Annotated in this window: 8 protein-coding genes; 4 read left to right on the top strand and 4 right to left on the bottom strand. The window is 71.9% G+C overall.

The features are described 5' to 3' along the window. Positions 1-9: 9 nt before the first annotated feature. The 3 genes from HHX37_RS07575 (at position 10) to HHX37_RS07565 (ending at position 7,126) form a co-directional block, all read left to right on the top strand. The gene (locus HHX37_RS07575) at positions 10-1,512 is read left to right on the top strand and encodes an APC family permease (RefSeq protein ID WP_182880042.1); all 1,503 of its coding nucleotides are present in this window, start codon (positions 10-12) and stop codon (positions 1,510-1,512) included. Then, positions 1,505-4,054 (top strand): CehA/McbA family metallohydrolase, encoded by a 2,550-nt coding sequence (locus HHX37_RS07570; RefSeq protein ID WP_182884931.1) that lies wholly within the window; start codon positions 1,505-1,507, stop codon positions 4,052-4,054. The genes HHX37_RS07575 and HHX37_RS07570 overlap by 8 nt, the downstream gene beginning before the upstream one ends. A gap of 1,164 nt (positions 4,055-5,218) precedes the next feature. Further along, a complete protein-coding gene (locus HHX37_RS07565; protein WP_182884930.1) occupies positions 5,219-7,126 on the top strand; it encodes an HNH endonuclease in 1,908 nt (635 codons plus the stop codon). A 106-nt stretch (positions 7,127-7,232) separates the two neighbouring features. On the opposite strand, the gene HHX37_RS07560 is transcribed toward HHX37_RS07565, so the two are convergent. After that, positions 7,233-9,353 carry a 3-hydroxyacyl-CoA dehydrogenase NAD-binding domain-containing protein gene (locus tag HHX37_RS07560; protein WP_182884929.1) on the bottom strand — a complete coding sequence of 707 codons (2,121 nt, stop codon included), beginning with the start codon at positions 9,351-9,353 and terminating at the stop codon, positions 7,233-7,235. Next, positions 9,350-10,573, bottom strand: a complete 1,224-nt coding sequence (locus tag HHX37_RS07555; RefSeq protein ID WP_220498861.1) for a thiolase family protein — start codon at positions 10,571-10,573, stop codon at positions 9,350-9,352. Before HHX37_RS07555 ends, HHX37_RS07560 begins: the two co-directional genes overlap by 4 nt. A gap of 201 nt (positions 10,574-10,774) precedes the next feature. On the opposite strand from HHX37_RS07555, the gene HHX37_RS07550 reads away from it, so the two are divergent. After that, the gene (locus HHX37_RS07550; RefSeq protein ID WP_182884928.1) at positions 10,775-13,198 is read left to right on the top strand and encodes a hypothetical protein; all 2,424 of its coding nucleotides are present in this window, start codon (positions 10,775-10,777) and stop codon (positions 13,196-13,198) included. A gap of 38 nt (positions 13,199-13,236) precedes the next feature. Here the strand turns inward: HHX37_RS07550 and HHX37_RS07545 are convergent, their stop codons facing one another. Both HHX37_RS07545 and HHX37_RS07540 read right to left on the bottom strand, forming a co-directional pair. Next, a complete protein-coding gene (locus tag HHX37_RS07545; protein ID WP_182884927.1) occupies positions 13,237-13,851 on the bottom strand; it encodes a hypothetical protein in 615 nt (204 codons plus the stop codon). Further along, a complete protein-coding gene (locus tag HHX37_RS07540) occupies positions 13,848-14,417 on the bottom strand; it encodes an RNA polymerase sigma factor (protein WP_182884926.1) in 570 nt (189 codons plus the stop codon). Before HHX37_RS07540 ends, HHX37_RS07545 begins: the two co-directional genes overlap by 4 nt. Between the last annotated feature and the right edge of the window lie 27 nt (positions 14,418-14,444).

Here is a 14,444-nt window from a genome sequence, read left to right as displayed (position 1 = left end):
GCCCCTCCCATGCCCGGTCGTCCTCCCGACAGCTCCGCGAACGCCCCCGGTTCCCAGGTCGGCTCCCTGGCCGGCAACGCCATGGGGACCAAGGACCTCGTCTTCACGGTCCTCGCCGCGCTGGCGCCGCTGACGCTCATCGTCGCGGTCGCCCCCCTGCACTTCCTCAAGGGCGGCGCCGCCGTCCCCGGCGGCTACCTGGTCGCCGGGGTGGTCATGGCGCTGTTCGCCGTCGGTTTCATGACCATGAGCCGGTACGTCCGCAACGCCGGGGCCTTCTACGCCACCGTCTCGCGCGGGCTGGGCAAGCCGGCGGGGTCGGGCGCGGCCATGCTCGCCATCGTCGCCTACAACGCCCTGCAGATCAGCACGTACGGCGCGCTCGGCGTCTACGCCACCGAGACGTTCAAGAACTACTTCCACCGCGACGTGCCGTGGTGGGTGTTCGCGATCGTTGGCCTGGTCTTCGTGGGATGGCTCGGCTACCGGGGCATCCACACCAGCGCCCGGATCCTCGGGGCGCTGCTGGTGCTGGAGACGGCCGTGCTCGTCGTGCTGGCGGTCTACGTCCTGGTGAAGGGCGGCGCCGGGGACTGGTCCGCCGAGTCGTTCGCCCCCACGAGGGTGTTCGACCCGGGCAACGGAGCGATGTTCGCCCTGGTCGCCGGGGCGTTCATGGGCTTCGAGGCCACCGCGATCTTCAGCGAGGAGGCGCGGGGCGGCATCCGCACGGTCCGCCGGGCGACCTACATCGCGGTCGGGTTCATCGCCGTCTTCTACGCCTTCATCACCTGGGTCGTCGTCATGGCGTACGGCGTCGACAAGATCGCGGCCGCGGCCGAGGCCGACCCGGTCAACCTCGTCGTCGCCGTCTTCGACAGGTACGTGCCCGCCCCGATCACCGAGGTGATGCACATCCTGTTGCTGACCAGCGCGTTCGCCGCGCTGCTCGCGCTGCACAACGCGGCCAACCGTTACTTCTACGCGATGGGACGGGAGGGTCTGCTGCCCCGCCCGCTGGGCCGTACCCACCCGCGTACCAAGGCGCCGTGGACGGCGGGGCTCGTGCAGACCGTGCTGGCGGCCGCGGCGATCGTCGTGTTCGCGGTCTTCGGGATCGACCCCTACCTGGGGCTGCTGCTGTGGGGCAGCGCCCTGGGGTTCCTCGGGATCATCTGCTTGTGGGCGCTGTGCTCCCTGGCGATCATCCGCTTCCTGCGCCGGGAGGCGCCCGAGGCCGGGATCTTCCGTACCACGATCGCCCCCGGGCTCAGCTTCGCCGCCCTGGCCGTGGTGCTCTTCCTCGTCCTGAGCAACCTGCCGCTGCTGACCGGCGCCGGCACCGCCACCAACCTCCTGATCGTCGGTCTGGGCGTGGCGGCCGTCGTGGCCGGCGTGGCCAGGGCCCTGTACCTGCGGGCCCGCGCACCCCGGCTGTACGCCGGGCTGGCCCAGACGTCCGTCGACGAGCCGCCCGCCGGGCGGAGAGAGCCTGTCACCGGAAATGCCTGATCACGACACGCCACCCGCGGGCCGGGGCTACCGTCCGCTCGACCTCGCCGGTGTGTTCAACGTGCCCCGTTCGGTCCTCGACGACGGCGACTCCTATCCGCTCGGCACGCGTACGCTCTACGGCCTCCCGTTCCTCTTCGGCGACGAACGGGACGCCGGTGCGGCCCTGCTCCGCGTCGGCGGTCCGCACCCGGCGGCCGTCACCATCCCGGTCGGCCGCGCGGTCACCTGGCTGGTGGTCGCCCACGCCCTGGAGTCCCCGGACCTGTTCGACGGGCAGGCGGTCGGCGGGACCTGCGGCCACTACACCCTCGTCTACGACGACGGGAGCACCGAGCGGCTGCCGGTGCGTCAGCGCATGGAGATCGGGCCCACGCCGAGGCTGTGGAGCGACCGCGCCATCCCGCTCGACTGGGGGCAGACTCCGTTCCTGGCCGTACCCGACGCCCAGCACCGGCTGATGCCGCGCACCCACGGGCGTTTCGACGCCGCCGGGGCGCGGTTCGTCGACATCGACGACCCGCAGGCGCGGTCGCCGTACGTCCTGCCCTACCGGTTCTACCTGTGGCCCTGCCGCAACCCCCGGCCCGGCCGCACGGTCCGCGCGCTGGAGATCCGGTCGGCGGGCCCGGCCATCCTCGTCGGCGCGGTGACCACCAGCGACCTCGACGAGGACCCCTTCGGGCGTACGGTGTGGCGCGACGTCCTGCTCGACCTGGACCCCTCGGCGGGACCGATCGCGGAGGACCTGGCGGTGACCGTCGACCGGGGCTCGGCGACCTACGTCTACCGCACGACCGGCTCCGGCTCCGGCGACGCGGCCGCCGAGGGTACGCCGGCCTGGGGGACGCCGGAGGGGGAGCACCGCCAGGGCTACGTACGCGTCGCGGCCAATCCCTCGGCGCGGCTGACGCTCACCCGCGGAGAGACCGTGATCAGCACCTGCGGATGGGGCGAACTGCTCGCCGCCGGGCGGCACGGCGACGGAGGGGTCACCTGGCGGGTCCCCGACGCCGGGCGGGCCTGGGTGCGCACCACGGTCAGGGACGCGGCGACAGGTGAGCCGATCCCCTGCCGGATCCACTTCCGGTCCGCCGACGGCGTGCCCTACCCTCCCCACGGCCATCACGGGCACATCAACTCCGACGGCAACACCTGGAACCTCGACATCGGTGGGGACGTCCGCCTCGGCACCACGACGTACTCCTACATCGACGGCACCTGCGAGGGCTGGCTGCCTCTGGGGGAGGTCACGGTCGAGGCGGCTCGCGGGTTCGAGTACGAGCCGCTGCGCACGACGGTCACCATCCGGCCGGACCAGGCCGAACTCGATCTGACGCTGGCCAGGGTGACGGACATGGCCGCGGAGGGCTGGTACAGCGGCGACACCCACGTGCACTTCGTCTCGACCCTCGGCGCGGAGCTGGAGGCCCGCGGCGAGGACGTCCGGGTGACCAACCTGCTGCTCAGCCAGTGGGGGCACCTGTTCACGAACACCGAGGAGTTCACCGGCCGCCCGCACACCTCGCACGACGGGCACACGCACGTGTTCGCCGGCCAGGAGAACCGCAGCGGCATGCTCGGCCACATCAACCTGCTCGGCCTGCGCCGCCCGATCATGCCGTGGTGCACCGGCGGCGCGGAGGAGTCGGAACTCGGCGGCGGCCTGGAGACCACGCTGTCCCACTGGGCCGACGAATGCCGTGAGCAGGGCGGCACCGTCGTGCTGGCGCACTTCCCCGTGCCCAACGGCGAGGCGGCCGCGCTGCTCGCCACCGGCCGGCTCGACGCCGTCGAGATGATCGCGTACGACCCGTACAACATCCAGGAGTACTACCGCTACCTCAACGCGGGCTACCGGATCACCCTGGTGGGCGGCACCGACAAGATGAGCAGCGAGGTCCCGATCGGCCTCATCCGCACGTACGCGCAGGTGCCGGCCGAGGAGGAGTTCGACTACTGGAGCTGGTGCCGGGCCGTCCGGCGGGGAGCGACCTTCGCCACCAGCGGTCCGCTCCTGTGGCTCGGCGTCGACGGCCGTCAGCCGGGTGAGGAGACCCACGTGCCCGCGAGCGGCACCGTCCACGTCGGCGCCCGCGTCGAGTCGATCTTCGACGTCGACCGGCTGGAGATCGTGGTCAACGGCCACGTCGTCGCCGAGCGGAGGGTCGAGACTCCCGGCCGTACGCTGGAACTGACCGCGGACGTGCCGGTGACAGAGGACAGCTGGATCGCCGCGCGCTGCTACGGGCCGGGCGCCGGAGTCGCCCGCCACCACGACGTATGGGCCAGGCCGATCATGGCGCACACGTCGCCGGTCTACGTGCGTACGGGCGAGGAGTACGCGCGATCCGACGCGGACACGATCGACCACATGCTGAACCTCGTCGACGGCTCCCTCGCGTACATCGACGAGCGCAGCCGTCGCCTGTGGCCCGGCCAGGTCTGCCATCGGCACGGGCAGGAGGATCACCTGGCCTTCCTCCGGGCGCCGTTCCTGCAGGCGCGCGAGCTGCTGCTGAAGCGCAAGGCGGCCGGCTGAGGGCCCGCGCCGTCTCGCCCGGGAACCGCCAAGGAGCGGATCTCGGGCGAGCGGTCACCTCGCGGTCCCCCCGGCGACGACTGCGGGCCCGTCGTCCGAGCCGATAGGTGGGTCACCCCACACCCAGAAGCGGTAGAGCGCGTTCTCCCGTAGCAATTCGAACGACAGGCGGATTCCGGTGATCCGCTCCATCAGGGCGAAGGCATGGATGCGCCAGGCCAGTCGTCCAGCGTCTGCTCGCCCGGCACGAGGCCTCGCCCGGGACGAGGCCTCGCTCGACGTCGGCATACTTCTCGTGCAGGTTGAACAGGCCGTCGAGGTGCCTTTCGATGAGGGCCGTGTCGCCCCAGATGTCGCCGCCGTAGCCGAACACGCACAGCCTGCGGCCTTCGCATGCGTAGTACAACCTGCCCCTATAGAGCATCTGACCGTTTCTCCGCCATTCGCGATATTTCGCGGGAACACATGTGTTCTGAGGGAATGCGGAACGCGTCACATTCTGGGCAATCGGGAATCTGCCTGTGGCTCCAACAAATCCCGGCGCAAGGGTGTTCGTGCCTGCTGGGGCGTGGAAGAATTAATACAGGTTTTCGAATCCCTATGGGAGGTGTGATGGATCTGTTCGATACTGATCCTGAGCGCCTCCGTCGTTCGAACGATACTGGTGATGGCGACTGGTGGGAGCGGCTCACCGTCAACTCGCCCCTTTGGTCTTCCGAGGGTGCGCTAGCCCGTGAATACGTTCCGATCGTCGAGCCCAGGGCGCGGAAGCACGCGAGCCGGTTCGACGACTCGGCGGAATCGCCCAACTTCGCCCGCGTATTCGAGACTCATGGCGGCAACGCGTCCGATACTGGATGCACCGGCGATGAGGCCGCAAGCGATGCCTCTTCCGACGGTGCTTGTCCTGACAGCGTCCGGGGTGCCGACAGCGGCGATTCCGCTGGCGTTTCCTGCGGCGCTTTGGCGGGCGCTCCTGGTGCTGTTCCCGGTGGTGCGTCGGACGGCGCCTCTGGCGCTGGCTGGGGCTATGCGGGCCGGGGTGATGCGGGCCGAGGTCAGGATGCGGGCAGTGAGGGGGATGCCGGTGGCGCGTCCGGTGGCATCCCTGGTGGCGCTGCTTCTGGTGGTGCTTGCGGTGCGGGGTCGTCGTCGTGGGTGGCGGTGGCGGCGGTTGGTGAGGCGGCCCGGGCAGTGGCGCTGGTGCCGGTGCCTGAATCGGCGGAGGTGTGCCTGGCGGAGGCCGAGGAGTTGCTGTCGGCCCGCGACCGCATCACCAGCGCGCTGGCTGCCCGGGTCGGGCGCGTTCACCGGGCTGGGGAGGCGAGGAACCATGGGCATGCCTCCACCAAGTTGTGGCTGCGCTCTGTCGGGGGCATGACGATCCCGGGTGCGGGTCGGTTGGTGACGATGGGCATGGAGTTGGGTCGTCTGTCGCGGGTGCGTGAGCGGTTCGCCGAAGGCAGCCTGGCGGAGGGGATCGTGGAGGCGATCTGCACCGCCACCTCCGGGTTGACCGACGATCAGGCGACCACCGCTGAGCGGATTTTGCTGGAGTTGGCAGGTTCGGCGGGTGCGGCGGAGGTGGCCAAGGCGGGGCGGTATCTACGGGCGGTGCTGGACCCCGACGGCCACGAGCAGGACGAGCAGGCCGACTTCGACCGCCGGTTCTTCCGGGTGCGGCGGCGCAGGAACGGCGGGCTGGAGGGAGAGTTCTACCTCCCGGTGGAAGCCGCGGCCCGGTTGCAGCACCTGCTGGACGTCTACGCCAAGCCCAAGGCCGAGGGCGACGACCGCACCCCGACCGTGCGGAACGCCGACGCGGTCATCGCGTTCCTGGACAACAAGATCGCGGCCGAGCTCCTGGTGCTGGTCAACGCCGAAAGCCTCCCCGACGACCCCCCAACCGACAACCCCGGAGCCGCCGACCCCGCAGGCACCACCCCCTCAGGCGATTCCACAGCTGACCCCTCTGCCGACCATCCCACCAGCGACCCCTCGCGCACCGACCCCTCAGGCGACCCCACAGCCGACGACCCCACCAGCGACCCGGCAGGCACCGACCCGAGTGACGGCTCTGGTCCCGACTGCTCCGGCACCGGCCCAGGCCCTGACCCCGGCCCTTCGGGCACCGACCCTTCGGGCGCCCATCCCTCAGAGACCGGCCAGTCGGACGCCAGCTCCTTGGACACGGGCCTCTTGGACGCAGACCCGGGTGACGATGCTGGCCCTGAGCCCGGCTCAGGCGACGACCCCGTTCCTGGTCCTGACGCCTACGCGACCCGCGCTGCCGCGACCTGCGCCAGCGCGACCTCCGCCGACGCGGCCGACGCCACCGGCGAGCCCTCCGCCGCCGACTCCGCCGCTGATCCGCCGCCCGAGTACGGCGATCCTCCTGGTAGCCACACTGGGGAAAGCCCAGGCGGGGACTGCCCTGCCGGCGACTGCCCGGCGGGGGACTACCGGCATGCCTTCGCGCCGGGTGATACGCCGAACGGGATGCCGGGGGCGGGCTCCGACGCGCCGTCGGGTGCGGAGGGGAGCACCTGGCCGGGAGGCCGCGCCCGGCCGGGGGGAGATGCCCGGGTGGGACGCGGGGCCTGGCCAGGGGGCGAGGCATGGGCGGGGGTGGGAGGCAGTCCGCCGGGGGTGTGGTTGCGGGGCTTGCCGGGGCTGATCCTGGCGACCGGGCACCTGCTGCCCGTCTCCCGCGTGCACCGGCTGGCCCGTACCAGCACGTTGGTGCGGATCGTGATGGACGCCGGTGGGCAGGTGCTGGACATGGGCCGCAAGGTCCGCCTGGCCACCCCGGCCCAGCGGCGGGCGGTCTTCGCCCGGTATGCGACCTGCTGGGTGGACGGCTGCCCGCTGCCGGCCACGATGTGCCAGATGGACCACGCCGAGGACTGGTGCAGCGGCGGCTTGACCGACCTCAAGCTGCTGGGACCGGCGTGCCAGTTCCACAACCGCGACCGCTACCGCCACCCGGCCCGCTACACCCGCCGCAAGATCGGCGACGACCGCTGGGCCTTCACCTACCGCAACCCCCGCACCACCCGACTGCGGGTGTAGAGGCGGGACACCGGCAGGGCCGGGACGGCGAGTCGTCGTCGCCCCGGCCCCGTGCCCGCGCAGTAAGACCAGCGCAGTGAGACCAGCGCAGTAAGACCAGCGCGGTTCAGGCCGGTACTGAGGCCACGCCAGGCTCCAGGAAGCGGGAGCCGGTGACCTCCTCGGAGATGCCCGTACGGTCCAGGTACGGCGTGATACCGCCGGTGTGGAACGGCCAGCCGGCGCCGAGGAGCATGCACAGGTCGATGTCCTGGGGCGCGGCGACCACGCCCTCGTCGAGCATCAGCCTGATCTCCTGGGCGAGGGCCCGCAGGGCGCGCAGCCGCACCTCGTCCGTGGTCGAGGGGGATGCGGTCGAGGGGGACGAGCCGCCCTCGAACAGCGCCCGAACCTCCGGGTCGATCTGGAAGTCGGGGCCGTAGAGGCCCGGCTTGCCCGCCGCGACCAGCTTGGCGAGGTTCTCCGACACGCCGAAGCGGTCCGGGAACGCCGCGTGCATGGTCTCGGCCACGTGCAGCGCGACGGCCGGGCCGACGAGCTGGAGCAACGCGAACGGCGTCATCGGCAGGCCGAGCGAGTCCAGCGCGTGGTCGGCGGTCTCCAGCGGGGTGCCCTCGTCGGCCGCGGCCGTGACCTCGCCCATGAAGCGGGTCAGCAGCCGGTTGACGACGAACGCGGGCGCGTCCTTGACCAGCACGCACGACTTCTTCAGCGTCTTGCCTACCGCGAAGGCCGTCGCGAGCGTCGCATCGTCGGTGGCCGCGCCCCGGACGATCTCCAGCAGCGGCAGCACGGCGACCGGGTTGAAGAAGTGGAAGCCGACCACCCGCTCGGGGTGGCGCAGGCCCGCCGCCATGCCGGTGACCGACAGCGAGGAGGTGTTGGTCGCCAGCACGCAGGTCTCCGAGACGACCTCCTCCACCTCGGCGAACACCTTCTGCTTCACCGCGAGGTCCTCGAACACCGCCTCGATCACGAAGTCGGCGTCGGCGAAGGCGTCCTTGGTCAGCGACCCGGTCACCAGGCCCTTGAGCCGGTTGGCCTGGTCGGCGGAGATCCGGCCCTTGGCCAGCAGCTTGTCCACCTCGCCGTGGACGTATCCGACGCCCTTGTCGAGGCGGGCCTGGTCGAGGTCGGTCAGCACGACCGGGACCTCCAGGCGGCGGGCGAACAGCAGCGCGAGCTGCGAGGCCATCAGCCCGGCGCCGACCACGCCGACCTTGGTGGCCGGGCGGGCGAGCGACCTGTCGGGCGCGCCGGCCGGGCGCTTGGCCCGCCGCTGCACGAGGTCGAAGGCGTACAGCCCGGCGCGCAGTTCGTCGCCCATGAGCAGATCGGCCAGCGCCTCGTCCTCGGCAGCGAAGCCCTCGTCACGCGACGCCGTACGCGCCAGGGCGACCAGGTCGAGAGCCCGGTACGGCGCGGGGGAGGCGCCCCGCAGCTTGAGATCGACGAGGGTCCTGGCCTGGTCGATCACCGGTGTCCAGTCGCCGGCGGTGTGGTCGGGGCGCTCCACGGTCACCTCGTCGCGCAGCACCTGGGCGGCCCATCGCAGCGACTCCTCCAGGAAGTCGGCGGGCTCGAACATCGCGTCGGCGATCCCGAGGGCGTACGCGTCGCGGCCCTTGATCATGCGGTTCTGCGACAGCGGGTTCTCGATGATCAGCTTCAGCGCCTTCTCCGGGCCGATCAGCCGGGGGAGGAGCTGGGTGCCGCCCCACCCGGGCACCAGTCCGAGGAAGCACTCCGGCAGCGCGATCGCCGGGACCCCGGACGACACGGTGCGGTAGGTGCAGTGCAGGGCGATCTCCAGCCCGCCGCCCATCGCCGCGCCGTTGACGAATGCGAACGACGGCACGGCCAGCTCGCCCAGGCGGCGGAACACGTGGTGGCCGAGCGCCCCGATCGCGACGGCCTCCTCCCGGGCGGACACCTCCGCCGCGCCCTTGAGGTCGGCGCCGACGGCGAAGATGAACGGCTTGCCCACGACGCCGACCGCCGCGACGTCGCTGCGCGCGGCGATCCCGTCGAGCGCGTCGTCCAGCGAGAGCAGGCCGTGCGGGCCGAAGGTGTTCGGCTTGGTGTGGTCGTGCCCGTTGTCGAGAGTGATCAGCGCCATCGTGCCCGCGCCGTACGGAAGCTCGACGTCGCGCACGAGCGCCTTGGTCACGACCTCGTCGGCGTTCCTGCCCTCCAGGAGGGCCTTCCAGGTCTCGATCGTGCTCATGCGAGGTTCTCCCAGATGACGGTGCCGCCCATGCCCATGCCGACGCACATCGTGGTGATCCCGTAGCGGACGTCGGGCCGCTCGGCGAACTCGCGCGAGAGCTGGATCATCAGCCGCACGCCCGACGACGCGAGCGGGTGGCCGAACGCGATCGCGCCGCCGTACGGGTTGACCCGCGGGTCGTCGTCGGCGATGCCGAAGTGCTCCAGGAAGGCCAGCACCTGTACGGCGAACGCCTCGTTGATCTCGAACAGGCCGATGTCGCCGATCGACAGCCCGGCCAGGCGCAGCGCGCGCTCGGTGGAGGGGATCGGCCCGACGCCCATCACCTCGGGGTCGACGCCGGCGAAGGCGTACGACACGAGGCGCATGCGCGGGGTCAGGCCCAGCTCCTCGGCCACCTCCTGGGCGGCCACGATGCAGCCGGTCGCGCCGTCGTTGAGACCGGAGGAGTTGCCCGCGGTGACCCTTCCGTGCGAGCGGAAGGGCGTCTTGAGGCCGCGGATGCCCTCCAGCGTCGTGCCGGGGCGCGGCCCCTCGTCCGCGGTGGCGAGGCCCCAGCCCTCGGCGGCCTTGCGGGTGGCCACCGGCACGAGGTCGCGCTGGATCCTGCCGTCGGCGTACGCCTTGGCGACCTTCTCCTGCGAGGCGACGGCGAAGGCGTCGGCGCGCTCCTTGCCGATGGACGGATAGCGGTCGTGCAGGTTCTCCGCGGTCATGCCCATGACCAGCGCCGAGCCGTCGACGAGCCGCTCGGACAGGAACCGGGGGTTGGGGTCGACGCCCTCGCCCATGGGGTGGCGGCCCATGTGCTCGACGCCGCCCGCGATGGCCACGTCGTACGCGCCGAAGGAGATGCCGCCCGCGACCGTGGTCACGGCGGTCATGGCGCCGGCGCACATGCGGTCGACGGCGTAGCCGGGGACCGACTTCGGCAGCCCGGCGAGCACCGCCGCGGACCTGCCGATGGTCAGGCCCTGGTCGCCGATCTGGGTGGTGGCCGCGATGGCCACCTCGTCCACCCGCTCCGGGGGGAGGCCGGGGTTGCGCCGCATCAGCTCGCGGATGACGCGGACTACCAGGTCGTCGGCACGCGTCTCGGCGTACAGGCCCTTCGGGCCCGCCTTGCCGAAAGGCGTCCGAACGCCGTCGACGAAGACGACTTCACGGGACGCAGGCACGGGTTCGCTCCTACTAGTCGGTAGCTGCCGGAGTCCCATGCTACTGGTCGGTAACCCGTTCTGGGAGCGGTGGGCGTGCCGCGCCTGTGAGAGATCGTTAACCCGGGAGAAACCGGTAGGAATCAGCACATGTGACCTACAGCGATCTCATTCGTGATGTAAGCCCCACAAACCTCAAGATTCCCTCATGTAACTCACATGATCGTCATTCTTGGGGCATTGCACTTGAAAAGGGATCCAATGCACTCCCCTGTGCGCGCCTGGACCAAGGCGCTCGCCGCGGCCGTCACGGCCGTGACCCTGTCCACCTCGCTCCTCCCGGGTCCCGCGCACGCCGGGCCACCCGCCTCGGCCGGCTCGGCCGGCGACGACGGCACCTGGACCGTCGAACCCGTCGGCGGCGGCCACCGGGTCACCCTCCGCCTGAACAGGCCGCTGCCGGTCCGCGACGCCGTTCCCGAACTCGCGGCGGACGGCCGGTCGCTCGGCCCGGCCGAGGAGTCGCCCGACGGCATGACGCTGACCGTCGTCACCCCCGACCCCGCCGTCGCCACGGCGTCCTCCGTGGACGTGGCCTGGAACGGCGAGGTGCCCAGGGTCACCGGGTCGGCCGTCGGCAGGGCCGCCCCGTCACCCGCCGGTTCTCCCACCAGGACACACGGCAAGCCGGTCCCCGTGCCCGTCGACCCGGCCGCGCCCGGTCCGTACGCCGTGAGCCACGACGAGTACGACCTCGGCGACACCGCCATCACGCTGGAGGGGCTCGGCGGCCGCCAGGCCGAGATCCGGGCGAAGGTCTACCTGCCCGAAGGCGCCCCCGGCAGGCGCCCGCTGGTCGTCTTCCTGCACGGCCGCCACTCGGCCTGCTACAACCCTGCGACCCGGGCGACGTCCAACACCCAGTGGCCCTGCCCGGCGGGGCAGCAGCCCATCGCCAGCTACCAGGGATACGACGGTCCCGCGGACGTGCTCGCCAGTCAGGGGTACGCCGTGGTGTCGGTCAGCGCCAACGGCGTCAACGCCGCCGACAACCCCTACAGCGAGGACCGGGGCGCGCTGGCCCGGGGCGAGGTCGTCATGCGGCACCTCGACCTGCTCGCCGACGCGGCCAAGGGCGTGGGCGACGCGAAGCTGGTGAGCCTCTTCGAGGACCGCCTCGACATGTCCGATGTCGGCCTGATGGGCCACTCGCGGGGCGGTGAGGGCGTCGTCAAGGCCGCGCTGATGAACGCGGGCCGGGCGAAGCCGTACGGGATCAGGGCGGTGCTCCCGCTCGCGCCGACGGACTTCGCGCGGGCGACCCTGCCCGGCACGCCGATGGCCGTCATCCTGCCGTACTGCGACGGGGACGTCTCCAACCAGCAGGGCCAGCACTTCTACGACGACTCCCGGTACGCCGTGGACAGCGACCCGGCCTTCCGCGCCTCGCTGATGGTCATGGGCGCCGACCACAACTTCTTCAACACCGAGTGGACCCCGGGCGTGGCGCACGCGCCCGCGTCCGACGACTGGTCGAACCGCAACGACCCCGTCTGCGGCGGCTCCGCGCCGTCGCGGCTGACCGCCGCCGAGCAGTACGCCGTCGGCACCGCGTACATCGCCGGGTTCTTCCGGCTCGTGCAGGGCGGCGAGCAGGGCCTGCTGCCGCTCTTCGACGGCAGCGGCGGCACCACCCCCTCGGCCGGGCGGGCGGTCGTCCACACCGTCGCCCAGGCGCCCGCGGGCGGGCGCCTCGACGTGGCCGCATTCACGTCGCCGTCGCCGTCCACCCAGGTCTCCGGGGCGGCCACCGCGGTCGTCTGCGCGGGGATGCTCGACCGCTCGCCGCAGAGCGGCCTGCCGTCCTGCGCGTCCGCGCTGACCACCTCGCAGGCGCCGTCCTGGACGCCCGCGACGTACGCCGGAAACGTCGCCTCGACTCCGGTGCTGCGGTTCTCCTGGAGTGACCCGACGGGCGCGGTGACCGTGCCGCTGGACAAGCCCGACCAGAACGTCTCCCGCTACGACGCGCTGACCTTCCGCGCGGCCCGGGACGAGACGGCGACCGGCGAGGTGGACCTCGCGGTCGAGGTCGTCGACAAGAGGGGCGCGTCGCGGACGTTCAAGGTGTCGGAGGTGAGCGACGCGCTCACGCCGTTCCCCGGCACGGCCTCGCCGCTGCCCAAGACCTGGCTGCGCACGGTCCGCGTCCCGCTGAGCGCGTTCACCGGCGTCAAGCCGCAGCAGATCAGCGAGATCCGGATCTCGGGCGCGAGCCAGAAGGGCGCCGTCTACCTCGCCGACCTCGCGTTCACCACCATGGCCGCGGGCGAGGCCCGTACCGACAGGCTGCCGCAGGTGTCGGTGGAGGGCACCACGGTGGACGAGGGCGACGGCCCGGGCACGGCCCTGATGACGGTGCGGCTCTCGGAGCAGAGCAGGACGCCGGTGACGGTCCAGATCCAGACGATCGCGACCGGGGCCACCCCGGTGGTCGCCTCCGCGGCGCAGGAGGTCGTCATCCCGGCCAGGTCCCTGGAGGCGTCCTTCCAGGTGCCGGTCAACGGCGACACCGCGGTGGCGTCCGCGCCGCAGTCCTACCAGGTGGTCGCCTCGGTGCCGGTCAACGCGACGATCGGCGGCGGCTTCACCCGGCTCCTCGTCACCGACGACGACATGAGCTGACTCCCCTGCCGGCTGAGGCCTTCCGCCTGCGGAAGGGCTCAGCCGGCGTCAGGGACGGGCGTGCACGGTTTCACGGGTGAGCCCGCTCTGGCCAGCCAGGCGCCGAGTCTCCAGGGCCGCTGCGCGTTCTGGTTGTCGCGGAACTCCAGGACGAGCGTCTCGCCCGGCCGGATGAACTCCGGACGGATCCTGATCTCACGGACGTCGACCACCTGGGTCGCCTCGAACGAGCGCCACCGTTCCACACCCGCCCGCATCTGCGCCTCCGTGTGGCCCGGCGACCCGTAGGAGGGATCCACGCCCTCGAACCGGGGATCCGCGCACCGCGTGTGCGGCGCCAGGAACGACACGTCGGCCGTGACGCCGGCCGCCAGCAGATCGGCCTGCAGTCCCTCGGGGTCGCGCATCTCGTCGAGGGCCACCGTGATCGTGCCGTCGGGGTTCTCGGTCACCGCGTACGCCGGGGTCCCGCCGCCGGCGACCAGCGGTGTGGCGACGGCCGCCGCCACGACGCCGGCCGCGACCAGCAGCCGAGGGGCGGTGACGACCCGCCGCCGGGCGTGCATCCCGTCCATCAGCCGCCGTCTCGCCCCGGTGAGGTCCTCGGAGGAGGCCACCGGGACGTCCCGCCACATGCCGTCGAGCACCTTCATGATTGTTCTCCTTCTGGTAGCGACTGCCGGATCTGGGCGCGGGCGCGGTTGAGCCGCGAGGCGACGGTGCCGGGAGGGATGCCGAGCGCGTCGGCGACCTCCTGGTAGGTGAGGCCGGCCCAGGCGACGAGCAGCAGCACGTCGCGGTCGGCCCGTTTGAGCCGCAGCAGGGCCCGCGCCAGCGGGCGGTTGACGGCCAGGGTGTTGACGCCGTCCTCCACCTGCGCGCCCGCTGTCTCCCCCGGGTGAATCCCGCTGCGCAGGTACGCGCGGTAGAGGGCGGCCTCGGCACGGCGGCGTCTGCCGATCATGTTCGAGGCGATGCCGTACAGCCACGGCCGGGCGTCGGGGCGGCCCCGGTCGTAGTCGGCCCGGCTCTGGAAGGCGGCCAGAAAGGTGTCGGCCACGACGTCCTCCGCCTCGCCGGGACCCAGTCGCCTGGTCACGTAGCGGTGCAGAAGCGGCGCGTGCCGGTCGAACAGGACGGCGAAGATCTCCGGCTCGTGCAGCGATCTCCCGATGAGGGTCGCGTCATCCGCCGCGATGACTTCGCGGGTGGTTGTCATGCATCTCGGCCTTTCCTGGCGTATGCG

This window comes from Microbispora sp. H10885 (assembly GCF_014161415.1).
GTDB lineage: Bacteria > Actinomycetota > Actinomycetes > Streptosporangiales > Streptosporangiaceae > Microbispora > Microbispora triticiradicis.
The sequence above is the reverse complement of the archived record's forward strand: the minus strand, read 5'-3'. Positions and strand labels throughout refer to the sequence as shown.

Bases quoted from the DNA above. Each gene is read 5' to 3' on its own strand.
- HHX37_RS07575 (WP_182880042.1), top strand. From the start codon at position 10: ATGCCCGGTCGTCCTCCCGACAGCTCCGCGAACGCCCCCGGTTCCCAG.
- HHX37_RS07570 (WP_182884931.1), top strand. From the start codon at position 1,505: ATGCCTGATCACGACACGCCACCCGCGGGCCGGGGCTACCGTCCGCTC.
- HHX37_RS07560 (WP_182884929.1), bottom strand. From the start codon at position 9,353: ATGAGCACGATCGAGACCTGGAAGGCCCTCCTGGAGGGCAGGAACGCC.
- HHX37_RS07555 (WP_220498861.1), bottom strand. From the start codon at position 10,573: ATGGGACTCCGGCAGCTACCGACTAGTAGGAGCGAACCCGTGCCTGCG.
- HHX37_RS07550 (WP_182884928.1), top strand. From the start codon at position 10,775: ATGCACTCCCCTGTGCGCGCCTGGACCAAGGCGCTCGCCGCGGCCGTC.
- HHX37_RS07545 (WP_182884927.1), bottom strand. From the start codon at position 13,851: ATGAAGGTGCTCGACGGCATGTGGCGGGACGTCCCGGTGGCCTCCTCC.
- HHX37_RS07540 (WP_182884926.1), bottom strand. From the start codon at position 14,417: ATGACAACCACCCGCGAAGTCATCGCGGCGGATGACGCGACCCTCATC.